Annotated in this window: 25 protein-coding genes; 4 read left to right on the forward strand and 21 right to left on the reverse strand. The window is 63.1% G+C overall.

Annotated elements, in window-relative coordinates:
- Positions 1-6 precede the first annotated feature (6 nt).
- The 15 genes from lipA to LB528_RS20160 all read right to left on the reverse strand — a co-directional run bounded on the left by lipA (position 7) and on the right by LB528_RS20160 (position 14,390).
- Positions 7-972 carry a lipoyl synthase gene (lipA, locus tag LB528_RS20095; protein WP_224716049.1) on the reverse strand — a complete coding sequence of 322 codons (966 nt, stop codon included), beginning with the start codon at positions 970-972 and terminating at the stop codon, positions 7-9.
- 128 nt (positions 973-1,100) lie between these two features.
- On the reverse strand, positions 1,101-1,358 hold the full coding sequence (locus LB528_RS20100) for a GlsB/YeaQ/YmgE family stress response membrane protein (protein WP_095765464.1): 258 nt from the start codon (positions 1,356-1,358) through the stop codon (positions 1,101-1,103).
- Between the two features lie 138 nt (positions 1,359-1,496).
- Complete coding sequence (lpdA, locus tag LB528_RS20105; protein ID WP_224509920.1) at positions 1,497-2,963, reverse strand: dihydrolipoyl dehydrogenase; 1,467 nt, start codon at positions 2,961-2,963, stop codon at positions 1,497-1,499.
- A gap of 222 nt (positions 2,964-3,185) precedes the next feature.
- Complete coding sequence (locus LB528_RS20110) at positions 3,186-3,824, reverse strand: SGNH/GDSL hydrolase family protein (protein ID WP_224716050.1); 639 nt, start codon at positions 3,822-3,824, stop codon at positions 3,186-3,188.
- A gap of 132 nt (positions 3,825-3,956) precedes the next feature.
- A complete protein-coding gene (locus tag LB528_RS20115) occupies positions 3,957-5,321 on the reverse strand; it encodes a pyruvate dehydrogenase complex dihydrolipoamide acetyltransferase (RefSeq protein WP_224509914.1) in 1,365 nt (454 codons plus the stop codon).
- An 18-nt stretch (positions 5,322-5,339) separates the two neighbouring features.
- Positions 5,340-6,734 carry a pyruvate dehydrogenase complex E1 component subunit beta gene (locus LB528_RS20120; RefSeq protein WP_224716051.1) on the reverse strand — a complete coding sequence of 465 codons (1,395 nt, stop codon included), beginning with the start codon at positions 6,732-6,734 and terminating at the stop codon, positions 5,340-5,342.
- Positions 6,735-6,749: 15 nt separating this feature from the next.
- On the reverse strand, positions 6,750-7,787 hold the full coding sequence (pdhA, locus tag LB528_RS20125; RefSeq protein ID WP_224716052.1) for a pyruvate dehydrogenase (acetyl-transferring) E1 component subunit alpha: 1,038 nt from the start codon (positions 7,785-7,787) through the stop codon (positions 6,750-6,752).
- 175 nt (positions 7,788-7,962) lie between these two features.
- On the reverse strand, positions 7,963-8,286 hold the full coding sequence (locus LB528_RS20130; protein ID WP_224716053.1) for an FtsB family cell division protein: 324 nt from the start codon (positions 8,284-8,286) through the stop codon (positions 7,963-7,965).
- Positions 8,287-8,441: 155 nt separating this feature from the next.
- Entirely contained in the window at positions 8,442-9,716 is a 1,275-nt protein-coding gene (gene eno / locus LB528_RS20135; protein ID WP_224716054.1) for a phosphopyruvate hydratase, read from the reverse strand.
- Between the two features lie 389 nt (positions 9,717-10,105).
- The gene (locus LB528_RS20140) at positions 10,106-10,471 is read right to left on the reverse strand and encodes a PRC-barrel domain-containing protein (protein ID WP_224509899.1); all 366 of its coding nucleotides are present in this window, start codon (positions 10,469-10,471) and stop codon (positions 10,106-10,108) included.
- Between the two features lie 136 nt (positions 10,472-10,607).
- Entirely contained in the window at positions 10,608-11,453 is an 846-nt protein-coding gene (gene kdsA / locus LB528_RS20145) for a 3-deoxy-8-phosphooctulonate synthase (protein WP_224716055.1), read from the reverse strand.
- A complete protein-coding gene (locus tag LB528_RS20150; RefSeq protein ID WP_224716056.1) occupies positions 11,450-12,337 on the reverse strand; it encodes a VOC family protein in 888 nt (295 codons plus the stop codon). Before LB528_RS20150 ends, kdsA begins: the two co-directional genes overlap by 4 nt.
- Positions 12,338-12,407: 70 nt before the next feature.
- Positions 12,408-12,698: a Dabb family protein gene (locus tag LB528_RS20155; RefSeq protein ID WP_224509890.1), complete on the reverse strand. Its 291-nt coding sequence runs from the start codon at positions 12,696-12,698 to the stop codon at positions 12,408-12,410.
- Between the two features lie 102 nt (positions 12,699-12,800).
- Positions 12,801-12,929: a hypothetical protein gene (locus tag LB528_RS30270; protein ID WP_263483876.1), complete on the reverse strand. Its 129-nt coding sequence runs from the start codon at positions 12,927-12,929 to the stop codon at positions 12,801-12,803.
- A gap of 195 nt (positions 12,930-13,124) precedes the next feature.
- On the reverse strand, positions 13,125-14,390 hold the full coding sequence (locus tag LB528_RS20160; protein WP_224716057.1) for an NAD(P)/FAD-dependent oxidoreductase: 1,266 nt from the start codon (positions 14,388-14,390) through the stop codon (positions 13,125-13,127).
- A gap of 175 nt (positions 14,391-14,565) precedes the next feature.
- On the opposite strand from LB528_RS20160, the gene LB528_RS20165 reads away from it, so the two are divergent.
- Complete coding sequence (locus LB528_RS20165; RefSeq protein ID WP_224716058.1) at positions 14,566-15,219, forward strand: 5-formyltetrahydrofolate cyclo-ligase; 654 nt, start codon at positions 14,566-14,568, stop codon at positions 15,217-15,219.
- Here LB528_RS20165 and LB528_RS20170 read toward each other — a convergent pair.
- Complete coding sequence (locus tag LB528_RS20170) at positions 15,216-15,689, reverse strand: Lrp/AsnC family transcriptional regulator (protein WP_040982960.1); 474 nt, start codon at positions 15,687-15,689, stop codon at positions 15,216-15,218. The genes LB528_RS20165 and LB528_RS20170 overlap by 4 nt on opposite strands.
- 204 nt (positions 15,690-15,893) lie before the next feature.
- Between LB528_RS20170 and ald the strand changes: the two genes are divergently transcribed.
- Complete coding sequence (gene ald / locus LB528_RS20175) at positions 15,894-17,009, forward strand: alanine dehydrogenase (RefSeq protein WP_201409952.1); 1,116 nt, start codon at positions 15,894-15,896, stop codon at positions 17,007-17,009.
- Between the two features lie 424 nt (positions 17,010-17,433).
- Here the strand turns inward: ald and LB528_RS20180 are convergent, their stop codons facing one another.
- From LB528_RS20180 to LB528_RS20200, 5 genes are all read right to left on the reverse strand, one after another.
- A complete protein-coding gene (locus LB528_RS20180) occupies positions 17,434-17,901 on the reverse strand; it encodes a DUF1203 domain-containing protein (RefSeq protein WP_224716059.1) in 468 nt (155 codons plus the stop codon).
- 103 nt (positions 17,902-18,004) lie between these two features.
- Entirely contained in the window at positions 18,005-18,568 is a 564-nt protein-coding gene (locus tag LB528_RS20185; RefSeq protein WP_224628479.1) for a GNAT family N-acetyltransferase, read from the reverse strand.
- On the reverse strand, positions 18,568-19,419 hold the full coding sequence (gene sseA / locus LB528_RS20190; RefSeq protein ID WP_224716060.1) for a 3-mercaptopyruvate sulfurtransferase: 852 nt from the start codon (positions 19,417-19,419) through the stop codon (positions 18,568-18,570). The genes LB528_RS20185 and sseA overlap by 1 nt, the downstream gene beginning before the upstream one ends.
- A gap of 30 nt (positions 19,420-19,449) precedes the next feature.
- Positions 19,450-20,193: an alanyl-tRNA editing protein gene (locus tag LB528_RS20195; RefSeq protein ID WP_224716077.1), complete on the reverse strand. Its 744-nt coding sequence runs from the start codon at positions 20,191-20,193 to the stop codon at positions 19,450-19,452.
- On the reverse strand, positions 20,193-21,227 hold the full coding sequence (locus tag LB528_RS20200) for a cysteine synthase A (protein ID WP_224509869.1): 1,035 nt from the start codon (positions 21,225-21,227) through the stop codon (positions 20,193-20,195). Before LB528_RS20200 ends, LB528_RS20195 begins: the two co-directional genes overlap by 1 nt.
- Positions 21,228-21,418: 191 nt before the next feature.
- On the opposite strand from LB528_RS20200, the gene LB528_RS20205 reads away from it, so the two are divergent.
- Positions 21,419-22,267 carry an SDR family NAD(P)-dependent oxidoreductase gene (locus LB528_RS20205; RefSeq protein WP_224509866.1) on the forward strand — a complete coding sequence of 283 codons (849 nt, stop codon included), beginning with the start codon at positions 21,419-21,421 and terminating at the stop codon, positions 22,265-22,267.
- Between the two features lie 69 nt (positions 22,268-22,336).
- Positions 22,337-23,326 carry an alpha/beta hydrolase gene (locus LB528_RS20210; protein WP_224509863.1) on the forward strand — a complete coding sequence of 330 codons (990 nt, stop codon included), beginning with the start codon at positions 22,337-22,339 and terminating at the stop codon, positions 23,324-23,326.
- Positions 23,327-23,348: the final 22 nt, after the last annotated feature.

The raw sequence follows: 23,348 nt of genomic DNA on the forward strand, positions 1-23,348 counted from the left end.
CGAAGGTCAGCTGGCCTTCGCGAGCTGCGCCTCGCGCGCCGCACGCAGCCTGGCGAAATCCTCGCCGGCATGGTGCGAGGAGCGCGTCAGCGGGCTCGACGCCATGAGGAGAAAACCCTTCGTCTTGCCGATCGTCTCGTAGGACTTGAACTCGTCCGGCGGGATGAAGCGGATCACCGGATGGTGCTTCTTGGAAGGCTGCAGATACTGGCCGATGGTCATGAAGTCGACATTGGCCGAACGCAGATCGTCCATCAACTGCAGCACCTCGTTCCGCTCCTCGCCGAGGCCCACCATGATGCCGGATTTGGTGAAGATCGACGGGTCGAGTTCCTTGACCCGCTGCAAAAGCCGGATCGAGTGGAAATAACGCGCGCCGGGGCGAACCGTCAGGTAATTCGACGGCACGGTTTCGAGATTGTGGTTGAAGACATCGGGCTTGGCGGCAACGACGATCTCCAGCGCGCCGTCCTTGCGCAGGAAGTCAGGCGTCAGGATCTCGATCGTCGTCAAAGGCGTTGCCGTGCGGATGGCGCGGATGACGTCGGCGAAATGCTGCGCCCCGCCATCGGCCAGATCGTCGCGGTCGACGGAGGTGATGACGACGTGGCTCAGCCCCATCTGCTTGACGGCGTGGGCCACGCGCGGCGGCTCATCCGGATCGAGCGCGGTCGGGATGCCCGTCGCGACATTGCAGAAGGCGCAGGCGCGCGTGCAGATCTCGCCCATAATCATGAAGGTGGCGTGCTTCTTGTCCCAGCACTCGCCGATATTCGGGCAGCCGGCCTCCTCGCACACCGTCACCAGCTTGTGCGACTTCACGATCTCGCGCGTTTCGGCATAGCCCTTCGAAACGGGCGCTTTGACGCGGATCCAGTCAGGCTTGCGCAGCACCTCCTGGTCGGGCCGGTGCGCCTTCTCGGGATGCCGCGGGCGCGGCCGGTTGGCGATCGTGTCTACGACTGTGACCATCTCGAACCCTTCGCGGCCGGGATTCCGCCGGCCGCCTGTCTTGCGTCATCTAGGACTTTTCGGGACAAAGAAAAAGGCCGCGGCAGCGCATGCCGCCGCGGCCATTTTCGCATAACGGTGGCTTCGGGTCAGCGACGCACGAGCCGTCCGACGAAGATCAGCAGGCAGGCGCCGATGAAGCCGGTGATCAGATAGGCGACCCAGCCGACGCCGAACGACTGGATGTTGAGAGCCTGCAGGATCGCGTTCAGCACTATCGCACCGACGATCCCCATGATGATGTTCATGAAGATACCGGTGTTGCTCTTCATGACCATCTCGGCCAGCCAGCCCGCCAGGCCGCCGACGATGATGGCTGCGATCCAGCCGACGCCATTCATATGCATGTGCCAATTCCTCCTCGATCAGGTGAAAATGCATCCGGATACGAACCGCCTTGCCGTCAGCTTTCTCCGGCTGCCGCGTGTGAGACTCGCCCGACCACGTTAGCACGTATTGGCCATCGATCACCGATTGGTGACCTATCATGCGTTCAAAACGCGGCCATAGGCGTCGAGCACACTCTCCTTCATCATTTCCGACAGCGTCGGATGCGGGAAGATCGTATGCATCAGCTCTTCCTCGGTGGTCTCCAGGTTCATAGCCACCACAAAACCCTGGATGAGCTCGGTCACCTCGGCGCCGACCATATGCGCGCCGAGCAGCTGCCCGGTCTTCTTGTCGAAGATAGTTTTGACGAAGCCCTGGTCCTCGCCGAGCGCGATGGCCTTGCCGTTGGCGCTGAACGGGAAGCGGCCGACGCGGATATCCTTGCCTTCCGCCTTGGCCTTCGCTTCGGTCAGGCCGACGGACGCGACCTGCGGGCTGCAATAGGTGCAGCCGGGGATCTTCAGCTTGTCGATGGGGTGCACTCCTGGGAAATTGGCGATTTTCTCGACACAGACCACGCCTTCGTGCTCGGCCTTGTGGGCGAGCATAGGCGGGCCGGCCACGTCGCCGATCGCATAGATGCCGGGCACATTGGTCTTGCCGTAGCCGTCGACGACCACGCAGCCGCGGTCCGTCTTCACGCCAAGTGCTTCCAGGCCGAGATTCTCGATGTTGCCCTGCACGCCGACGGCCGAGATCATGCGGTCGGCGGTGATCTTCTCGACCTTGCCGTCCTTCATCTCGACGTGCGCGGTGACCGAATTGGCGCCCTTTTCAACCTTGGTCACCTTGGCCTCGAGGAGGATCTTCATGCCCTGCTTCTCGAACTGTTTTTGCGCGAATTTCGAGACTTCGGCGTCCTCTACCGGCATCACCGCCGGCAGCAACTCGACCACCGTCACATCGGCGCCCATGGTGCGGTAGAAGGAGGCGAATTCGATGCCGATGGCGCCCGAGCCCATCACCAGCAGCGACTTCGGCATTTCCTTCGGCACCATGGCCTCGAAATAGGTCCAGATCAGCTTGCCGTCCGGCTCGATGCCGGGTAGCGCGCGCGGCCTGGCGCCGGTCGCCAGGATGATGTGCTTGGCCGTGTAGGTGCCCTCGCCCTTGACGCCCTTCGGCACCGGCGGTTGCGGCTCCATTGCCTTCTTCGCGGTCTTCGAGACGACGACCTCGCCCGGTTTGTCACCGGCAGGAGCCTTCGAAAGCTTTGCCTCGCCCCAGATGATATCGACCTTGTTCTTCTTCATCAGGAAGCCGACGCCGGTATTGAGCCTCAGCGACACTTTTCGCGAGCGGTCGACCACGGCGGCGGTGTCGGGGATGATTTTACCGCCTTCAAGCTTCAGCCCGTAATCCTTCAGATGATCCGAATAATGCATGATCTCGGCGGAGCGCAGCAGCGCCTTGGTCGGGATGCAGCCCCAGTTCAGGCAGATGCCGCCAAGATGCTCGCGCTCGACGATTGCCGTCTTGAAGCCGAGCTGGGCGGAGCGCACCGCCGTGACATAGCCGCCGGGGCCTGAGCCGATGATGATGACGTCGTAGGATTCAGCCATTTTATGGTCCTTATTGAAGCGACGCTTTGCCGATAGGGGGCTTTGGTATCGCCCATGGCTCATGCATCAGCATTGGAGGCCTGAAAGTTGGCTCATGCATTAGTACCGACAGGGCGTCGAGAGCCCAGAGTCCCACAAATGCAGAGCCTGTAATCAGCCGACTTCGACGGCCTTGCCCACGCACAGCCAACCAAAGGCCAATGATCAGAAATGCATTGGCTATCATGTCGCTAACATCACGCGCACGAGCGGCGCCAGCGCCTGGCCGATCCGCCGCGTGTTCTCGGCATCGAGATGGACGCCGTCGAGCGGCGTGGTGGCAGCGACAGTGCCCGCGTCGAAGAAGCCGCAGCCGGCCTCGTCGGCCAGCGCGGAATATTGCGGCGCCAGCCGCTTGGACGCGTCGTCACCGCCGGCGAACATTTCCTTGAATTCGGCATTGTCGGTGCGTGTCACGACAGGCGGCGCGACAATGAGGATCTGTGGGGCCGGCCAGTCGAACGGATAGTCATGGCCGCGCACGATGTTGATCAGCCGCTCCATGCCCTGCTTGGCGGCGACCGGATTCCCGTGGATCCAGGGCTTCATGTCGTTGGCGCCGAGCATGATGATGATGAGATCAAGCGGCGCATGGCTGGTCAGGATCGTCGGCAGGATGCGGGCGCCGTTGCGATCGGCACCGGCCAGATGGTCGTCGAAGGCCGTGGTGCGGCCGTTGAGGCCTTCGGCGATGACCTCGACGTCACCCCCTAGTTCGGCCCCAAGAACGCTCGGCCAGCGGTCCTCGAGCGCATGGCGGCCGAGGCTGGCGGCATCGTAGCCCCACGTCAGGGAGTCGCCGTAGCAAAGAATTGTCTTCATGCGGTTGTCCCACCCTTGCCGAAAACTGGCTGCGAGCGCCTGCCGCGCCGGCGCGCGAAGAGCTCGCCGTCGGGATCGAAAATGATCAGGGCGAAAAGGCTGGTGAAGAATTTCCGCACCGCCTTTTCCTTCCTACACCAGCATGCCCATCGGATTTTCGATCAAGCGTTTGAAGGCGCCGAGCAGTTCCGCGCCAAGCGCGCCGTCGACGGCGCGATGGTCGGTCGATAAGGTCACCGACATCACGGTGGCTATTCTGATCTCGCCCTTCTTCACCACCGCCCGCTCCTCGCCGGCGCCGACCGCCAAAATTGTCGCATGCGGCGGGTTGATGACGGCAGCGAAGTCCTTGATGCCGAACATGCCGAGATTGGACACCGCCGTCGTGCCGCCCTGATATTCTTCCGGCTTCAGCTTGCGGCTCCTGGCGCGGCTTGCCAGGTCTTTCATCTCGTTGGAGATGACCGACAGCGTCTTTTCATCCGCATGCCGAATGATCGGCGTGATCAGGCCGCCGGGGATCGAGACGGCGACGCCGACATCGGCGTGCTTGTGCTTGACCATGGCGTTCTCTGTCCAGGAGGCATTGGCATCCGGCACCGCCATCAGCGCCATGGCCATGGCCTTGATCACCATGTCGTTGACCGAGAGCTTGTAGGCTGGAACCTCGCCCTTCTCGGTCTTCCTCATCGGTGCCGCGGCATTGAGCTGCGTGCGCAACGCAAGCAGCGCATCGAGCTCGCAGTCCAGCGTCAAATAGAAATGCGGGATGGTGGACTTCGCCTCGACCAGGCGGCGCGCGATGGTCTTGCGCATATTGTCGTGCGGCACGAGCTCGTAGGAGCCTTCGGCGAACAGCTTCAGCACCTGGTCGTCCGACATCGGCTTGGGTGCAGGCGCCGGAGCGGACGGAGCGCCGGCGGGCGCCTTCGCAGCTGGAACGCCGCCGGAAGCGATCGCCGCCTCGACATCGACCTTCACCACGCGGCCATGCGGGCCGGAACCGGTCAATGCCGTCACATCGACGCCGGCATCCTTGGCGATGCGGCGGGCCAGCGGCGATGCGAAGACGCGATCGCCGGCGGCGTGGCCGTTGGCGACGGGAGCAGGCTCGGCCTTCGCCGGCGCGGGCGCCGCAGCGGCTGCCGCTTTCGGCGCTTCCTTGGCCGCTTCAGGCTTCGGGGCTTCCGCTTTGGGAACTTCAGCCTTGGGCGCGGCATCGCCGCCGCCCTTGGCCGCGGCGCCGACATCCTCGCCCTCGCCGGCCAGGATGGCGATCAGCGCGTTGACCTTGACGCCCTCGGTGCCGGCCGGAACGACCAGCTTGGCGACCGTGCCTTCATCGACGGCTTCGACCTCCATCGTCGCCTTGTCGGTCTCGATCTCGGCGATCACATCGCCCGGCGAAACCTTGTCGCCTTCCTTGACCAGCCACTTGGAAAGATTGCCCTCTTCCATCGTGGGCGAGAGCGCCGGCATGGTGATGTTGATTGGCATGATGTCCTCCCGACCGGCTCAGCGATAGGTAACGGCTTTGACGGCCTCGACGACTTCACCGACGTTCGGCAGCGCCAGCTTCTCGAGATTCGCCGCGTAAGGCATCGGCACATCCTTGCCGGCGATGGTGATCACCGGCGCATCGAGGAAGTCGAAGGCGCGCTGCGAGACCTGGTTGGCGATGTGATCGCCGACCGAGTTTTGCGGAAAACCTTCTTCCACCACCACGAGACGGTTGGTTTTCTTCACCGAAGCGATGATCGTGTCGAAGTCGAGCGGCCGGATGGTTCTGAGATCGATGATCTCGGCATCGATGCCCATGCCGTGCAGCTCGGCCTCCGCCTTGACCGCATAGGTCATGCCGATGCCGAACGAGACGATCGTCACATCCTTGCCCTGCTTATGTATGCGCGCTTTGCCGATCGGCAGCACGAAGTCGTCGAGTTTCGGCACATCGAAGGAATGGCCGTAGAGGATCTCGTTCTCCAGGAAGATGACCGGGTTCGGATCGCGGATCGCCGCTTTGAGCAGGCCCTTGGCGTCGGCGGCCGTATAGGGCATCACCACTTTCAGGCCGGGAATATGGCTGTACCAGGCGGCATAGCACTGCGAGTGCTGGGCGGCGACGCGGGCCGCGGCTCCGTTCGGGCCACGGAAGACGATCGGCGCGCCCATCTGGCCGCCGGACATATAGAGCGTCTTGGCGGCCGAGTTGATGATCTGGTCGATCGCCTGCATGGCGAAGTTGAACGTCATGAATTCGACGATCGGCTTAAGCCCCGCCATCGCGGCGCCGACGCCGACGCCGGCAAAGCCGTGCTCGGTGATCGGCGTGTCGACGACCCGTCGCGGCCCGAATTCCTGCAGCAGGCCTTGCGTGATCTTGTAAGCGCCCTGGTACTCGGCGACCTCCTCGCCCATGACGAAGACGTCGCCGTCGCGGCGCATTTCCTCGGCCATTGCGTCACGCAGCGCTTCGCGCACCGTGGTCGAAACCATCTCGGTGCCGGCGGGAATATCCGGATCCGCCGCGATCTCCGTCTTCGGCGCGGCGGCCACGGGAGCCGCAGCCTGGCTCTTAGCTGTGGTAGGGGCCGGCGCCGGTGCGGCTTTTTCAGCCCTGGCGGGTTCTTCTTCGCCGATGCCTTCGCCTGCCTTGTCAACGTCCTCGCCGTCGACGGCGAGCACGGCAATGACCGCGTTGACCTTGACGCCTTCGGTGCCGGCGGGAACCACGATCTTGGCGAGCGTGCCTTCGTCGACGGCTTCGACTTCCATCGTCGCCTTGTCGGTCTCGATCTCAGCGATGACATCGCCGGCGACTACCTTGTCGCCTTCGCTCTTCAGCCATTTGGAAAGATTGCCCTCTTCCATCGTCGGCGAGAGCGCGGGCATGAGAATTTCGATCGGCATGTCCTTGCCCTCTCCTTAGAGTACGATGTCGGTCCAAAGCTCGGACGGATCCGGCTCGGCGTCGTTCTGGGCGAATTCGGCGGCGTCGGCGACGATGTCGCGGACATCCTTGTCAACGGCTTTGAGCTCGTCCTCGCTTGCCCACTTCTTGTCGAGCAGCCGCACCCGCACCTGCTCGATCGGGTCGTGCTCGGAGCGCATCTTCTGCACTTCCTCCTTGGAGCGGTATTTGGCGGGGTCGGACATCGAATGACCGCGATAGCGGTAGGTCTGCATCTCGAGGATCAGCGGGCCGTTGCCGGCACGGCACCATTCGGTAGCGAGATCGCCTGCGGCCTTTACGGCGCGAACATCCATGCCGTCGACCTGGATGCCTGGGATCTTGAAGGAGGCGCCGCGGTTGGAGAAGTCGGTCTCGGCCGACGAGCGCGACACGGACGTGCCCATGGCGTAGCGGTTGTTCTCGATGATGTAGATCACCGGCAGCTTCCACAACGAGGCCATGTTGAAGCTTTCATAGACCTGGCCCTGGTTGGCGGCGCCGTCACCGAAATAGGTCAGGGCGACGTTCTTGTTGTCACGGTAGCGGTTGGCGAAGGCGAGACCGGTGCCGAGCGACACCTGCGCGCCGACAATGCCGTGGCCGCCATAGAAATGCTTCTCCTTGGAGAACATGTGCATGGAGCCGCCCTTGCCTTTCGACAGGCCGCCGCGGCGGCCGGTGAGCTCGGCCATGACGCCGCGCGGCGACAGTTCCATCGCCAGCATATGGCCGTGGTCGCGATAGGCGGTGATCATCTGGTCGCCTTCGACCAGCGCCATTTTCATGCCGGTGACGACGGCCTCTTGGCCGATGTAGAGATGGCAGAAGCCGCCGATGAAGCCCATGCCGTAGAGCTGGCCGGCCTTCTCCTCGAAGCGGCGGATCAAGAGCATATGCCGGTAGGCGGAAAGCTCTTCATCCTTGGTGAAATCAGCGGGCTTGGGTGCTGACAGATTGGGCTGTTTGTCGGATCTGGATTTGGCGGGCGCTTTTTTGGCGGCGGTGGCCATGCGTCACTCCCTGTTGGCGTCTCTTTGCGGACATTCAGGGAGATCGATCGCCTCCCCACCGATTTGCGCGAGGCTAACATGCAAGGATGCATTGCGCCATGCTGAAAAATGCATGGCTGACATGCATCTAAGCGATTAGAATCATTGCAAATAAGAGCGATTAACCGAAATTCGGTTATTTTGTCGGAGCGGGCAGCATGATGGTGATTTCGTCGGGATGGGACAGATTGAGCGCCTTTCGGGCCTGCTCGTCAAGCATGTCCTTCTCCAGCGTGCCTTCGTGCATCAACTGGACACGGCGCTCGAAGTCGATCCGGCGCGCCTTCACGGCATCAAGCTGGGTCTGCAGTTCGACAGCTCGGGCCTCGAGCCGGTATTTGGAGTAGATGCCGAACTCGCCGTGATAGGCATGGAAGCCGAAATAGGCCAGAAAGAGCACGCAAAGCGAAGGGATGATCAGCCTGCCGGTGTTTCTTTGCTTGTGCTGACGTGTCCACATGACCCGAACCCTCGCGGCCGCGAACGCAAGCGACCATGAGTCGTATTTCGCCCGATTGTGCTTAATGGACGGTTACGGACGCCATTGCAGGATCGCCGGAAACGAAAAAGGGCGGGAATGACCCGCCCTTTTTCAGACTGTTCGAACGGGCCGGATCAGCCCTTGACCACCGATTTGCCGGCGTAGCGCGCCTGTTTTCCGAGCTCTTCCTCGATGCGGATGAGCTGGTTGTATTTGGCCATGCGGTCCGAACGCGACAGGGAGCCGGTCTTGATCTGCCCGCAATTGGTGGCGACGGCGAGGTCGGCAATGGTCGAATCCTCGGTTTCGCCGGAGCGGTGAGACATGACGGCGGTGTAGCCGGCCTTGTGCGCGGTCTCGACCGCGTCGAGCGTCTCGGTCAGCGAGCCGATCTGGTTGACCTTGACCAGGATGGAATTGCCGACGCCCATGCGGATGCCGTCGCGCAGCCGCGCCGTGTTGGTGACGAAGAGGTCGTCGCCGACGAGTTGGGTCTTGTTGCCGATCAGGTCGGTCAGGATCTTCCAGCCTTCCCAGTCGTCCTCGGCAAGGCCGTCCTCGATGGTAATGATCGGATAGTCGGCAGCCAGCTTGGCGAGATACTTGGCCTGCGCCTTCGGATCGCGGGTCTTCTTCTCGCCTTCATAGACGTAGTTGCCGTCCCTGAAGAACTCGGTCGCCGCGCAGTCGAGGCCGAGCGCAACATCCTCGCCTGGCTTGAAGCCGGCCTTCTCAATCGATTCCATGATGAAATCGAGCGCCGCCGGCGCGCTCTTCAGGTTGGGGGCGAAGCCGCCCTCGTCGCCGACATTGGTGTTGTGGCCGGCGTCCTTGAGCTTCTTGCGCAGCGTGTGGAAAATCTCCGAGCCCCAGCGCACGCCGTCGCGCAGCGTCGGCGCGCCGATGGGCAGGATCATGAACTCCTGGAAGTCGATCGGGTTGTCGGCATGCGCGCCGCCATTGATGATGTTCATCATCGGCACCGGCAAGATGTGCGCCTTGGTGCCGCCGACATAGCGGTAGAGCGGCAGGCCGGCGGCCTCGGCCGCGGCCTTGGCGACCGCCAGCGAGACGCCCAGGATGGCGTTGGCGCCGAGGCGGCTCTTGTTCGGCGTGCCGTCGAGCTCGATCATCGTCTGGTCGATATGGATCTGGTTCTCGGCTTCCATACCGCCGATCGCCTCGAACAGCTCGCCGTTCACCGCTTCGACGGCGCGCTGAACGCCCTTGCCGAGATAGCGTGGTCCGCCATCGCGCAGTTCGACCGCTTCATGCGCGCCGGTCGATGCGCCCGAGGGCACCGCGGCACGGCCCATGGAGCCGTCTTCCAGCACCACGTCGACCTCCACGGTCGGATTGCCACGGCTGTCCAGGATTTCACGCCCGACAATGTCGATGATGGCGGTCATTTGCGATGTCCCCGATTGATCGATTGAAGCGTCGCGCCCCTCTTAGCCAAAGCGGCGCAAAAGGCAATCGGCGCCGCCGCAATTATTGCCGCGGGCCGGATTCACGAAGCGCAAATTTCTGTCATCATAAGTCATGCGCATTGCGTGGCCTTCTCATCTATGGTCGCGTTCGCGCGGGGCGAAACAGGAGGAGTTTCGCCATGTCCCAGTTGAGCGGTATCGTGAGTTTGTTTCTGATCGCGGCGGCGTTCCTGACGTCCTGCGACGATCGGAAACCCCAACAGAGTTCGGCAGAGCTATCGACTCTCAACGCAGCGGAGTAGTTAAACGTCAAAGGCCCCCGGCTTTGTGTCGGGGGCCTTTCGATTTCCAGCTTGCCGATCGTGCGATCAATGCCAATAGGGCTTCACATGGTAATACTGGAATGAAGCATCGCGGGCGGCTTCGCCGTCGGCGCCGGTCAGCTCCTCGATCGAATAGGCGGGCGCAGCCTGGAGCTGCTCCTTGGTGAACGGCACGACGTAGCCGCCTTTGTCCTCGTCATAGTCGAGCGTCGCCCACGGAATAGCGTGGTACTTCTCGCCCATGCCAAGGAAGCCGCCGAAACCGATCACGGCGAACATGATGCCGTTCGACATCTTGTCCAGCATCACGTCCTCGATGCTGCCGATACTCTGGCCTTCAGTGTTGTAGACAGACGTGCCGATGACGCGCGAGGCGGCAATGGCTTCGGTATGCCCGGACGGGGTGGTCATGATGGTGCTCCTCTCGTTGAATGCATGCACTGACAATGAGAGGAGCGCGCTAAGGTTCCCGATGATTTGCTCAGCCTTCCGTGAGGTAGCGCTAGCTCCCCACAAGCCGGCGCAAGTTCGAGATCCGTCGCCGGAATCAGTGCCCTTTGGCGATCCGGTCGAAGGCTATGAGCTTTTCCAGCAGCGCCGGCATGTCCTTCAACGGGACCATGTTCGGACCGTCGGAGGATGTCGAATTGTCGGGGTCCTGATGGGTTTCGATGAAGACACCCGCCACGCCCACGGCAACGGCCGCGCGCGCGAGCGTCGCGACGAAGCGCCGTTCGCCGCCGGAGGAGCCGCCCTGCCCGCCCGGCTGCTGCACGGAATGGGTCGCGTCGAAGATCACCGGGGCGCCGATTTCGGCCATGACCGGCAGCGCTCGCATGTCCGAAACCAGCGTGTTATAGCCGAACGAGACGCCGCGCTCGGTGGTGAGCACATTCGGGTTGCCGGAGCCGGTGATCTTGGCGACGACATTCTTCATGTCCCAGGGCGCGAGGAACTGGCCCTTCTTCACATTGATGACCTTGCCGGTCCTCGCCGCGGCGACCAGCATGTCGGTCTGGCGCGACAGGAAGGCCGGGATCTGCAGGACATCGACATGGGGCGCTACGATCGCGCATTGCTCCTCGGTGTGGACGTCGGTCAGCACCGGCAGCGAGAACGCCTTGCGCAGATCGTCGAAGATCGGCATCGCCGCATCGAGCCCCGCGCCGCGCGTCGCCGATAGCGAGGTGCGGTTGGCCTTGTCGTAGCTGGTCTTGTAGACGAGGCCGATTCCCAGCCGTTCCGTCAGTTCCTTCAGCGCGCCGGCCATGTCGAAAGCGTGCTGGCGCGATTCAAGCTGGCACGGGCCGGCGATCAGCGACAGCGGCGCATTGTTGGCGAAGACGACCTTGCCGACGGTTACCGATGAATTGGGCGCCAGGGGCTTGCTCATGGGATCTCCCGGAAGATGAAGGCGGCGCCCTGCCCGAGCGCGGGTGGAACGACGATATCACCGCCGCTCATGTTGTGATCGGTGGCCCCGGCCGCAAGCGCGTGCGCAACTGAAGCTTTGTCGCGGATCGAGAAAACGACCGCCTGAAACCGCAAATGCGGCGAGGGTTTGGCCGCCAGACCAAAGTGCCGTTCGTAGCTCTCGTGCGTGAGGACACGCAGGATTGCGTTCGGCAACCGCACCGCATCGCCTTCGGCCTCCAACCCGTCCGCCTGCGCGCCTGCGGCGATCGCGATCAGTCCGATCTGCGCGGGCGGCGCGTCGCTGACGGCGATTACTTCGACGATGCCGGTTACGCCATTGGCATGCGCCTGGAGCGCCGTGCGATCGATCTTCGGCGGGTTCACGCGCTCGCAGGCGAAGAGGAGGGCGTCCCTCGCCTCCTTGTCGGCCGCGAAGGCCAGCTTGAAGGACGCCGTATCGCTCTTTCCGTTCGTATCGGTGAAGGCACGTGAAAAGCCCAGCATGTCGCCGGCCGACAGGCCGGCTTCGACGAAGCGCCTATGGTCGGCATCGGCATTGCCGGTTCCGAGCACGACGGCGGAAAAGCCCTCCTCGCCCAGCCATTGGCGATAAAGGCGGTCGCGCGCTACGAAGACATTACCGGCCGCAATCGCCTGTTCCGTCGACTGCGCATCTCCTACCGCCAACGGCTCGAGATAGGTCCCGTCGGCGAAAAAGACGCAAGCATTTTCCGTTCCGAAGGGATGGATGCCTGTGGGCGCGACGACAAAGCCGAGCGAGGTCAGACGCGACCGGACGGCATCGAGACTCGGTGTCGGCAGCACGAGATGGTCGAGCGGATGGGCGGAGCTTTCGATCATGCCGGCGCGGTGTGCCCCATTCCGGCGGGCGGTTCAAGTGCACCGAACCGTTGGCCGCGGCTTTGCCGGCTCAGGCGGCGGCCACAACATCCGCAGAATAGCGCAGTTCGCGCAGCGGCTTCACCTTGTTGGTCGTATCCGCGTAAATCGGATGCGCCTTGTATGCGGCAAGGGCCGCCTCGTCCTCGAACTCGGCATAGACGACCACGTCGATCGCGTTGGAGAACAGATCGACCTTGGTGTTGAGCGTCACCTCAAAATGCTTGGAGTGCGGAATCTTGCCGAGCGCCAGCAGGCCCGAGCGCACAGCCTCGACATCTTCCTTGCGCCGCACGCTGAAGAAAACGATGTGCCGGATCAAGCCAGCCTCCCTAAGCTTCGATTCAGCGGCGTTTTTGTGGGAGCGAGGCCTGGGCGTCAACCGGCACGATGTCGCGCCCGAAGCGCGTAAGCGGTCAAGGCCTCACCCCGTAACGAGGCGCGCGATGCGCGACATTTCCCGCACGGTCACATCGAGGTAGTGGCCGTGGTTGTAGAGGCCATCCCAGATCAGAAAGAAGGCGATGGCGGCGATGACGATCACATAACGCATGTCTAAAACTATCGCGTGTGGAAGTGCGGAACCAGAGGGGGGAGCGACGGCAGTTTTTCCAGTTCACCGCCTTTGCCTGGCTTTCGGCCAGCAGCGCCTGCGCCCATGAGCGCGAAGTCACGCTCGTGAGGCGACGAAATGAAACCGCGATCGGCCATCAGGCATCTCCTCTGCCGGCAGGCGACGGCCAGGGAATCAACTCTTGTCGTCGTCGCCCTGCGTGATCAGCCGCGCGCTGCGCTGGCCGGTAAGATAAATCCATAGCCAGCTAAGCGAGACCGCGAGGCGGTTGCGGAAGTCGATCAGGAAATAGATGTGCGCTATGCCCCAGAGCCACCAGGCGAGCCAGCCGGTGAGCTTGATCCAGCCGAAATCGATGGCGGCGGCGCGCTTGCCGATCGTCGCCAGGTCGCCGGCATGCCGGTACTGGAAAGGACGCGTCGTCGTGTCGCCGGCAAGCCGCGCCTTGATCGTCGCGGCGACATGTTTGCCCTCCTGCTTGGCGGAAGGCGCCACACCCGGCACCGGCTTCCCATCCGGCCGCAGCACATGCGCGGTGTCGCCGATGACGAAAATGTCGGGATTGCCAGGCACGGTGAGGTCCGGTTGGACGATCACCCTGCCCGCCCGATCGGCCGGCGCTCCCAGCCATTCGGCAGCCGGCGAAGCGGCGACGCCGGCCGCCCAGATAATCGTCCTTGCCGGCAGGCGCTTGTCGCCGAAGACGACGCCTTCGGCATCGAGGTTGGTGACGGGGCGCCCGAGCTCGACGGTGACGCCCAGTCGTTCCAGCGCCTTGCGGGCATAGTCGGAAAGCTGCGGCGCGAAATTGGCCAGGATCCGGTCGCCGGCTTCGATCAGCACGACGCGCGCCTGCCGCGTGTCGATATTGCGGAACTCGCCGCGCAACGTGTCATTTGCAAGCTCGACAATGGTGCCGGCGAGCTCGACGCCGGTCGGCCCGCCGCCGACAATGACCAGCGTCAGCAGCGCCTGACGCCTGGCCGGATCGGTTTCGCGCTCGGCCTGCTCGAAGGCGAGCAGGATACGGCGCCGGATCGTCGTGGCATCCTCAAGCGTTTTCAGACCCGGCGCAAACGGCTCCCATTCGTCATGGCCGAAATAGGCGTGGCGCGCGCCGGTGGCGAGCACCAGCGTGTCGTAGGGGATCGAGCTGCCGTCCTCGAGCAGCACGCGCTTGGCGGCGCGATCGATGCCGGTGACATTGCCGAGAAGCGTCGTCACGTCCTTGCGCCTGCGCAGCAGATGACGGATCGGCCAGGCAACCTCCGAGGTCGCCAGCGACGTCGTCGCCACCTGGTAAAGCAGCGGTTGGAAAAGGTGGTGATTGCGCTTGTCGATCATGGTGATGCGCACCGGGGCGCCAGACAATGCGCGGGTAAGTTCGAGCCCGCCGAACCCGGCGCCAACGACCACGACATGATGCTTGGCTTCGCTCATCTCATCCACCTCGCGACGTAAAGCTACCACACCGAGATGTAAGTATTTTTGTGCACTGCAACAACATCTTGCCGGGCAGGAAACATGCCCCAGAGTCGTCGCGTGGCGTCGTGAATGCACATGGAGCGCGCCCCGCCACAGGTATAGCGTGAGACAGCATTACAAGGACCCTATCATGGCTGATAATCGCGACGACGGGCCGGCCCAATACGCATCGCCGCCCTGCTTCATGCATGAACTCGACCCGCAATATCGGGAGCCGCTCTCCGACTGGACGGATGTCAGGCGATGGCGCAAGGCCGAGCGCGAGCGGCTTATCAATGCCCGCCTCGCCATTTCAGCCGACGCACGCGCCGCCATGTCGGCCCGCATCGCGGAAGGCATTGACGCGCTGATCGGCGACATAGACGGCCGGATGGTCAGCCTCTATTGGCCGTTTCGCGGCGAGCCGGATCTGCGCGGCTGGATGGCGTCGATCAACGAGCGCGGCGGCCGCACTGCGCTCCCTGTCGTCATCGAGAAGGGACAGCCGCTGGTCTTTCGCGCCTATAGACCGGGCGACCGGCTGGAAAAAGGCGTCTGGAACATTCCGATCCCGGCCGAAGGGGATCCGGTGCTGCCCGACATCGTGATCTCGCCGATCGTCGGCATCGATCCCGGCAGATATCGACTGGGCTATGGCGGCGGCTTCTACGACCGCACGCTGGCCGCGATGCCGTTCAGGCCGCTGGTCATCGGCGTCGGCTACGAATTGCAGCGCATCGCGACCATCTACCCGCAGCCGCACGACATTCCGATGACGACTGTGGTGACGGAGGCCAGCGCCTAAGCCATCTCGGGCCGCAACCCAACCGCCGTGCGATCGACGATCTCACGCAGCGCGAAGGACGAATTGATCTTGGTCACGTGCGGCATGGCCGACAGCCATTCTTTGTGGATGCGCTCATAGTCGACAAGATCTTTCGCCGCGATGCGAAGGATGTAGTCGTATTCGCCCGACATCAAATGGCAGGAGAGCACATTCGGGCAGCGCTTGATCGCTGCCTCGAAATCCGACAACGTCTTCTCGAATTGGCCCGACAGCGATATGTGCACGATCGCCGTCATCTGGTGGCCGAGCGCGGAATTGGACAGCCGCGCGTGGTAGCCGCGGATGGTTCCGGACTTCTCCAGATTGTCGAGCCTGCGCGAACAAGCCGATTGGGAAAGGCCGACCTTCTCGGCAAGCGCCGCATTGGGGATCCGGCCATCCTTCTGCAAAGTCTCTAGAATGGCGATATCAATCCTGTCGAGCCGCATTTTTCGTGGTTCCTGCGAATTTTCAGCCGTTTTACGCAACGACTATCGAAGAGCGACCATTGCTGCAAGTGCATTCGCAAACACATACGGAACGATTCGTGATTGACTGCCATTACTGCGTGTCCACCTCCGCGTTCGGAGCCGATGGCATGCGCGAGTGACAGGGAGAGCGCCTCTTGAAAAGGCGCGGACAGGAGAAGAAAGATGCGTGTCGGCTGCCCCAAGGAAATCAAGAACCATGAATACCGCGTCGGCATGACGCCCGGCTCGGTCCGCGAATATGTCGCGCATGGCCACGAAGTGCTGGTCGAGACCGGTGCTGGCGCCGGCATCGGTGCCGACGACAACGCCTATCGCGCTGCCGGCGCCACCATCGCCAAGACGGCCGCCGACGTGTTCGCCAAGTCGGACATGATCGTCAAGGTCAAGGAGCCGCAGCCCAACGAATGGGTCCAACTGCGCGACGGCCAGATCCTCTACACCTATCTCCATTTGGCTCCGGATCCGGAGCAGACCAAAGGTCTTCTCGCTTCGGGCGTCACCGCGATTGCCTATGAGACCGTGACCGACGATCGCGGCGGCCTGCCGCTGCTCGCGCCGATGTCGGAAGTCGCCGGCCGCCTGTCGATCCAGGCCGGCGCGACGGCGCTGCAGAAGGCTAATGGCGGCCGCGGCGTGCTGCTCGGCGGTGTGCCCGGCGTGCTGCCCGGCAAGGTCACCGTGCTCGGCGGCGGCGTCGTCGGTCTGCACGCGGCCAAGATGGCTGCCGGCCTCGGCGCCGACGTCACCATCATCGACCGTTCGATCCCGCGCCTTCGCCAGCTCGACGACATTTTCGGCGGCCGCGTCCATACCCGCTACTCGACCGTCGAAGCGCTGGAAGAAGAATGCTTCTCGGCCGACGTCGTCATCGGCGCCGTGCTGATTCCGGGCGCCGCTGCGCCCAAACTGGTGACCCGCGAAATGCTTTCCGGCATGAAGAAGGGCTCTGTGCTGGTCGACGTCGCGATCGACCAGGGCGGCTGCTTCGAGACCTCGCATGCCACGACCCACGCCGATCCGACCTATGAGGTCGACGGCGTGATCCATTATTGCGTCGCAAACATGCCCGGCGCCGTGCCGGTCACTTCGGCGCATGCGCTCAACAACGCGACGCTGCACTATGGCCTGCAACTCGCCGACAAGGGCCTCAAGGCGCTGGTCGACGACCACCACCTGCGCAACGGCCTCAATGTCCACAAGGGCAAGATCACCAACCGCGCCGTCGCCGAGGCGCTCGGTTACGAAATGGTCGAGCCGAAGGCCGTGCTCGCCGCCTGACATCCGGCCGGAAACTTCCTCCTGTCGCGCCCGCCGGGTCGTTCCGGCGGGCTTTTTTGCCCGCAGAACTGGCTCCGCACCGAAATCCGGACAACAAAAAAGCGGAGCAAAAGCCCGCTTCCTCGATGTTGCGATCTGTCGCCGGTCCATCCGCGGTCGACAATCCTCAACGATCACTGTTTAGCGCAGTAGTACGACGGGAATACGACAGTCTTGGAAGGCGCGGGTTTCATCTTCCCCGGCCATTATGCTCCTTGTGTGAAATGCTTCACATTCGCCCGACAGGAAAGACGCCTAGACACGCGGCGTTACTGGCGGCCTGCTGCTTGCCGAGTCGGACAAGTCCGGCCCGGACAGCGCTTGCCGGCAGCTTCTGTCAGACCCTCCAACGGCCCGCCTGACCATCGGCGGGCTTCTTTTTGGATTATGGCCGCTCGATGCGGCATTGATAGCAATTGTTCTGCGCCGACCGGACGTGGATATAGGCGATGTCGTCGCGCTCGAGCAGTGCTGTCGCGCGAGCTGCGATGTCGCCCGTCGGTGTGACCGCGCCGCTGCCGTAGACGATGCGATCGTCCTTGCCGTAGCCCCTGACGATATAGTCGCTGCTTTCGAGAATTTCCGGCAGCACTTCTCCGTCGGCGGCACGCTTGCATTCGTCGGCATGAAGGAAGATCGGGCCGGTTTCGGCATAGGGCTGCAGTTCCGGAAACGGCCGGTAGGCAACGATCAGATAGCCGTCACCCTCGGCGACGTTCCTGAGGCAATGCCTGCAGGGCACGCCGTCGCCGTCGGAAATGCGGTGCTCCGGGCTGCGGCCATAGGCATCGGGCCCTCCCCGCTGCAAGGCGCGCACGGCTTCGGTCGGCAAGGCTTTGAACTGGATGGTCATGGCAAATCTCCGGTGTCGATCTCCGGAAATTATGCCTTGGTGACACTGCCACCCACCCGATTCCTGACTGGCGGAACCGTTTCTCACCAGTCCTGGAATCGCTCTAGTCTCGCATGACACTGGCCGAGCGCTCAGCGAAGGTCAGCGGATGCACGACCTCCTTCTTCTGGGCCACCGGCGTGAAGCCGAGCTTCTGGTAAAGCGGCAGAGCCGCCGGATGGTCGAGCGTGCAAGTCTGCACGGTGACGCGCCTTGGCCCATGCGCCCAGGCCGCCGAGATCGCGGCGCCAAGGAACCAGCGGCCGATGCCCTGGCCATGCGCATGCTCCATCATGCCGAAATAAGCGAGCTCCACTTCGTCCGGAAGATGCGGCTTGAGGTCGAAGAAGCCGGCGGGAGCGCCGTCGAGATAGAGCACGCGGATATCGCGGTCCTCGCGATGCAAGCCGGCGGCGAGCTCCTCGTCGCTCAGCCTCAGCACATTGACCCAGTGCCATTTGCGCCCGACGCGATCCATCAAATAGCGGTAGAAATGGAGCGGAATATCTTTCGTCTTCAGCAGCGCGATCTGGCGATTGTAGGGGATCGGCGGCGAAACCGCCGGCGCCGCATGCATCTCCAGGAACGTGACCGTGACATCGATATCTTGCAGCGCGCCGTTTTCCATCATTCTTTCCCCGTCACCACCGGTGTGTCGCTGAGACTGCCCCACTCAGTCCAGGACCCATCGTAAAGCCGGTTGTCGGTATGGCCGAGCGTCTCCAGCGCCAGCGTGATCGCCGCCGCCGTGATGCCCGAGCCGCAGGACGTGATAACGGGCTTCGTGAGGTCGATGCCGGCATCCTCGATCACCTTGCGCAGGCGATCCTTCGGCAGCAATTCGCCATTCTCGGCAAGCGCCGTGATCGGGACATTATGCGCACCCGGCATATGGCCCGAACGGACGCCCTGCCGCGGCTCCGGATCGGTGCCTGCAAAGCGGCCGGCCGATCGTGCGTCGGCGATCTGGCTCTCTTGGCTGCCGACGATCCTGCGCATCTCGTCGAGACCGACAACCCGGTCCTTGTCGAAATCGGCATAGAAGACACTCGGCGCGATCTTGGTCGGCTCGGCCGTCACCGGCCGCCCCTCGGCCTTCCAGCGGTCAAATCCGCCATTCAGAATGTGGACCTGGAAGACGCCCATGACGCGGAACATCCACCAGGCGCGCGGCGCCGAGAACAGGCCGGGCCCGTCATAGACCACGATGGTGTCGTCGGCCGAAACACCCATGGCGCCGACATATTGAGCGAAGTGCTGCGGCGAGGCCAAGGTGTGCGGCAGTTTCGAATCCGGATCGGAAACCGCGTCCTGGTCGAGAAAGCGCGCTCCGGGGATGTGGGCGGCATCGTATTCGGCGCGAGCGTCGCGCTTTTGCGCCGGCAGATACCAGGAGGCGTCGATAATGGTGAGGCCGGGCTCGCCAAGCCGCTTCTGCAGCCAGTCGGCGTCGACGATGAAGGGACTGTCCTGGGCCATTCTGTTCTCCTGCCCCGCCTAGCTTTAACGTCAGTTCGCCGGCATCGGCCCGAAGCGGATGCGGAAGCGCCGGTTCTCGCGGCCTTTCTTCTCGATCTTGCCGATATGTATGTCGCCGACCTCGCCGGTCGACCTCACATGCGTTCCGCCGCATGGCTGGCTGTCGATCGAGCCGTTGTCGCCGATCAAGACCAGGCGGATCTTGCCGGTGCCGACCGGCGGGCGGACGTTCTTCGATTTGACAAGGCCGGGATTGGCGGCCAGCGCCTCGTCGGTGATCAGTCGAGTGAGGATCGGATGGTCGGCGCGCACCAGCTCCATCAGCCGAGCCGTCACATCCTCCCTGGTGAAGCTGGCGTCGGGAATGTCGAAATCGACGCGGCTGTCGTCCTCCGCGACCGCCGCTCCGGTGATCGGAAACGGACAGACCACGGTCAGCAGGTGGCAGGCGGAGTGCATGCGCATCAGGAGGTGCCGCCGCTCCCAGTCGATCAGAAGCTTCAGCCTTTCGCCGACCGCGGGAAGCGTCTGCTCGGGGGCCGGCACATGGATAATCTCGTCCTTGGTCTCGCCGGTGATGGTGGCTGCGATCGCGATGCGGCCGCCGTCTGCACGTTCGAGCATGCCGGTATCGCCCGGCTGCCCGCCGGACGTTGCATAGAAGATCGTGCGGTCGAGAAGGATGCCGCCACGATCGTTGATGGCGACGACCTCGGCCTCGGCCGTCTTCTGATAGGCGTCGTCGCGAAACAGCGCCTCGGTCTTGTGCGCCATCATGCTACCTTTTCGAACGGCACGGAAATGTTGACTTTCTCTTCCATCCAGCCCGGCACCGGAAGATTCTTGCCGCGCAGGAACTCTGGATTGAAGAGCTTGGACTGGTAGCGCGTGCCGTAGTCGGCAAGGATCGTCACGACGGTGTGGCCGGGTCCGAGCTCTCGCGCCAGCCGGATGGCGCCGGCGATGTTGATGCCGGTCGAGCCGCCGACGCAGAGCCCCTCTTCCTGAATCAGGTCGAAAATGATGGGCAACGCTTCCTCGTCCGGGATCTGGTAGGAGAAGTCCGGCGTGAAGCCTTCGAGATTGGCCGTGATGCGGCCCTGCCCGATGCCCTCGGTGATCGAGTTGCCATCCGATTTCAACTCGCCACTGGTGTAGAAACTGTAGAGCGCGGCGCCGAGCGGATCGGCGAGTGCGATCTTGACGTCCTTGCTCTTGCCCTTGAGGCCGAGCGCGACGCCGGCGAGCGTGCCGCCGGAGCCTACGGCCGAGACAAAGCCATCGACCCTGCCGTCGGTCTGAGCCCAGATCTCCTGGGCCGTCGTGCGGATATGACCGTCGCGGTTGGCGACATTGTCGAACTGATTGGCCCAGATCGCGCCGTTAGGCTCCGAGCGCGCCAGTTGCTCGGCAAGCCGGCCGGACAGTTTTATGTAATTGTTTGGGTTCTTGTAGGGCACGGCGGGCACCTCGATAAGCTCCGCGCCCAGGATCTTGATCACATCCTTCTTTTCCTGGCTCTGTGTGTCGGGGATGACGATGACGGTGCGGTAGCCAAGTGCCTTGGCGACCAACGTCAAACCGATGCCCGTGTTGCCAGCAGTCCCTTCGACGATAAGCCCGCCTGGCTTGAGCAGCCCGCGCTGTTCGGCGTCGCGGATGATGAACAGGCCGGCCCGATCCTTCACCGATTGCCCCGGATTCATGAACTCGGCCTTGCCGAGAATCTCACAGCCGGTCGCCTCCGAAGCCTTGTTGAGTCGGATCAGGGGCGTGTTGCCGATCGCTTCGATGACAGAACGGGGCATGCGGGATTCCTTCATGTGTGCGGCGAGACCCTAAAAACCGGACGCCGCGGTTTCAAGGCAAGATTTTGCCTGGTCCATTCGCATTCCGGATGGTGCAATGCTTGCAATCATTTCAACGCCAGGCGCAAAACCGCTCTTTTCAACTGATTTCTCCGCCGCTAGAGCAAACCGGAACATCCGCAGGACACCCCATGACACTCTACCGGGCCAATCCGAAAGACGGTGTCGCCTGGATCACGGGCGGCAGCAGTGGGCTTGGGCGCGCACTTGCCAAGGATCTCGCCAATCAAGGCTATGCCGTGGCGGTGACGTCGCTGCCAAACGATCCGGCCGAGACGCTGATCGTCGAAACGGCGCAAATGTCGGGACATGTGAGATCCTTTCCCTGCGACGTGACCGACGAGCACGGCATGGCGCGCACGGCCGCCGCGATCGAGGAACAGATGGGGCCGATCGTGCTTGCTGTGTTCAACGCCGGCAACTACATCGCCACGCCCGGCGAGAATCTGGTGGTGCGTGATTTCCACCGCTCCTTCGCCGTGAACTATTTCGGCATCGTCAACGGCGTGGTGCCCGTCGTCGAGCATATGCGCGTGCGCGGGCGCGGCCATGTCGTTCTGGTCGGATCGGTCACCGCCTATTCCGGTTGGCCGACGACGGCGGCCTATGGCGGCACCAAGGCCGCGATCAACATCCTGGCGGAATCGCTGAAATACGACTTCGACAAGATGAACATCCGTGTCCAGGTCATCAATCCGGGATTCATCGACACGCCTTTGACTGAAAAGAACAAGCTGCCGATGCCGGGCCTCATGCCTGTGCACCGCGCGTCGCGTCGCATGGCGCGCGGCATCCGAAAGGGCGGCTTCGAAGTCACCTTCCCGTACCACATAAGCTGGCCGTTGAAGCTGCTCGGCCTGCTGCCGCGGCCGGTTGGCCGCTTAGTCATCGGGCTCACCACCCACTGGTGGGGACGGCCATTGCATTTCGATCGCAGGCTGCCTGGCGACAAAAACCCATCCCGCGACAAGGCGGCATAAGCCGGCGAAACGGCGATTGCCTGCCGGCGGGTACGGCCATAGGTTGAGAATCATTGCTTGGAGACTGTAATGGGGCGGCGGATCGTGCTGGCGGTGCTTGGCCTTGCAGTCATCCTGGTCGCCGGCTTCTTTCTCGGACCGCGCGTGCCGGTCGACACCACAATCCATTTCAATCCATCGGTGATCGGCGATGATCCGCAGGCCTATCTGGCGCGTGAAGAGGCTGCCGTGCCCAACATCCGCGACGGCCTCGACAAGGAGATCATCTGGGCGAATCCGATGGTCCACGCCAAGACGCCTTTAGCCATCGTTTACATCCATGGCTTTTCCGCCTCGAAGGGCGAGGTTCGCCCCTTGCCGGACGATATCGCGGAGGAATTGGATGCCAACCTGTTCTACACGCGCCTGACCGGGCACGGCCAGGACGGCGCGGCGATGGCGCAAGGCAGCGTCAATGCGTGGATCAACGACTATGAGGAGGCCTTGGCCATCGGCCGCGCCATCGGCGACAAGGTGATCGTCATCGGAACCTCGACCGGCGGCGCGCTGGCGGCGTGGGCCGCCACGCAGCCGGGCGCATCCGACGATGTCGCGGCCATCGCATTCATATCGCCGAATTTCGGCGTGAAGGCCTCCGGCGCCGAGTTGCTCACCATACCCTGGGGCCGGCAGATCGCCGAGCTTGTCGGTGGCAAGGAGCGCAGCCTCCCTGCGCGCAACGCACTGCACGAGAAATTCTGGACCACCAAATATCCCATGAGGGCGGTGCTGCCGATGGCGGCGCTCACCAATCTTGCCTACGAGGCGCCGGTCGAGAAAGCGAAAATCCCCGCCCTCTTCATCTTCTCGGATTCCGACAAGGTGGTGCGGCCCGACCGGGCGCGCGAGATAGCCGGGCGCTGGGGTGCGCCGCATGAGCTGGTGCCGGTCGACGACACCGGCGATCCGGACAATCACGTCATCGCTGGCGATGTGCTGTCGCCGCAAACCACAGCCTTCCTCACCCAGCGTATCGTGGTGTGGGTGAAGGCGTTGATGCAGCAGCAGTCAGCCCAGTGAAATGGGGCAAATCAAATCAGAC

Origin of the sequence: Mesorhizobium sp. CA4 (assembly GCF_020165075.1) — a bacterium.
Classification (GTDB): Bacteria; Pseudomonadota; Alphaproteobacteria; order Rhizobiales; family Rhizobiaceae; genus Mesorhizobium.

Excerpts from the sequence above, each read along its gene's own strand:
- LB528_RS20195 (WP_224716077.1), bottom strand. The coding sequence starts at position 20,193 with ATGGCGCACAAGACCGAGGCGCTGTTTCGCGACGACGCCTATCAGAAG.
- LB528_RS20140 (WP_224509899.1), bottom strand. The coding sequence starts at position 10,471 with ATGACCACCCCGTCCGGGCATACCGAAGCCATTGCCGCCTCGCGCGTC.
- lipA (WP_224716049.1), bottom strand. The coding sequence starts at position 972 with ATGGTCACAGTCGTAGACACGATCGCCAACCGGCCGCGCCCGCGGCAT.
- LB528_RS30270 (WP_263483876.1), bottom strand. The coding sequence starts at position 12,929 with ATGCGTTATGTGATCGTCATCGCCGCCATCGCCTTCTTTCTGATCTGG.
- eno (WP_224716054.1), bottom strand. The coding sequence starts at position 9,716 with ATGACCGCCATCATCGACATTGTCGGGCGTGAAATCCTGGACAGCCGT.
- LB528_RS20130 (WP_224716053.1), bottom strand. The coding sequence starts at position 8,286 with ATGTGGACACGTCAGCACAAGCAAAGAAACACCGGCAGGCTGATCATC.
- LB528_RS20100 (WP_095765464.1), bottom strand. The coding sequence starts at position 1,358 with ATGCATATGAATGGCGTCGGCTGGATCGCAGCCATCATCGTCGGCGGC.
- LB528_RS20200 (WP_224509869.1), bottom strand. The coding sequence starts at position 21,227 with ATGCCCCGTTCTGTCATCGAAGCGATCGGCAACACGCCCCTGATCCGA.
- LB528_RS20185 (WP_224628479.1), bottom strand. The coding sequence starts at position 18,568 with ATGGAAAACGGCGCGCTGCAAGATATCGATGTCACGGTCACGTTCCTG.
- LB528_RS20205 (WP_224509866.1), top strand. The coding sequence starts at position 21,419 with ATGACACTCTACCGGGCCAATCCGAAAGACGGTGTCGCCTGGATCACG.
- ald (WP_201409952.1), top strand. The coding sequence starts at position 15,894 with ATGCGTGTCGGCTGCCCCAAGGAAATCAAGAACCATGAATACCGCGTC.
- lpdA (WP_224509920.1), bottom strand. The coding sequence starts at position 2,963 with ATGGCTGAATCCTACGACGTCATCATCATCGGCTCAGGCCCCGGCGGC.
- pdhA (WP_224716052.1), bottom strand. The coding sequence starts at position 7,787 with ATGGCCACCGCCGCCAAAAAAGCGCCCGCCAAATCCAGATCCGACAAA.
- LB528_RS20115 (WP_224509914.1), bottom strand. The coding sequence starts at position 5,321 with ATGCCAATCAACATCACCATGCCGGCGCTCTCGCCCACGATGGAAGAG.
- sseA (WP_224716060.1), bottom strand. The coding sequence starts at position 19,419 with ATGGCCCAGGACAGTCCCTTCATCGTCGACGCCGACTGGCTGCAGAAG.
- LB528_RS20120 (WP_224716051.1), bottom strand. The coding sequence starts at position 6,734 with ATGCCGATCGAAATTCTCATGCCCGCGCTCTCGCCGACGATGGAAGAG.
- kdsA (WP_224716055.1), bottom strand. The coding sequence starts at position 11,453 with ATGAGCAAGCCCCTGGCGCCCAATTCATCGGTAACCGTCGGCAAGGTC.
- LB528_RS20150 (WP_224716056.1), bottom strand. The coding sequence starts at position 12,337 with ATGATCGAAAGCTCCGCCCATCCGCTCGACCATCTCGTGCTGCCGACA.
- LB528_RS20165 (WP_224716058.1), top strand. The coding sequence starts at position 14,566 with ATGGCTGATAATCGCGACGACGGGCCGGCCCAATACGCATCGCCGCCC.
- LB528_RS20110 (WP_224716050.1), bottom strand. The coding sequence starts at position 3,824 with ATGAAGACAATTCTTTGCTACGGCGACTCCCTGACGTGGGGCTACGAT.
- LB528_RS20170 (WP_040982960.1), bottom strand. The coding sequence starts at position 15,689 with ATGCGGCTCGACAGGATTGATATCGCCATTCTAGAGACTTTGCAGAAG.
- LB528_RS20180 (WP_224716059.1), bottom strand. The coding sequence starts at position 17,901 with ATGACCATCCAGTTCAAAGCCTTGCCGACCGAAGCCGTGCGCGCCTTG.
- LB528_RS20210 (WP_224509863.1), top strand. The coding sequence starts at position 22,337 with ATGGGGCGGCGGATCGTGCTGGCGGTGCTTGGCCTTGCAGTCATCCTG.
- LB528_RS20160 (WP_224716057.1), bottom strand. The coding sequence starts at position 14,390 with ATGAGCGAAGCCAAGCATCATGTCGTGGTCGTTGGCGCCGGGTTCGGC.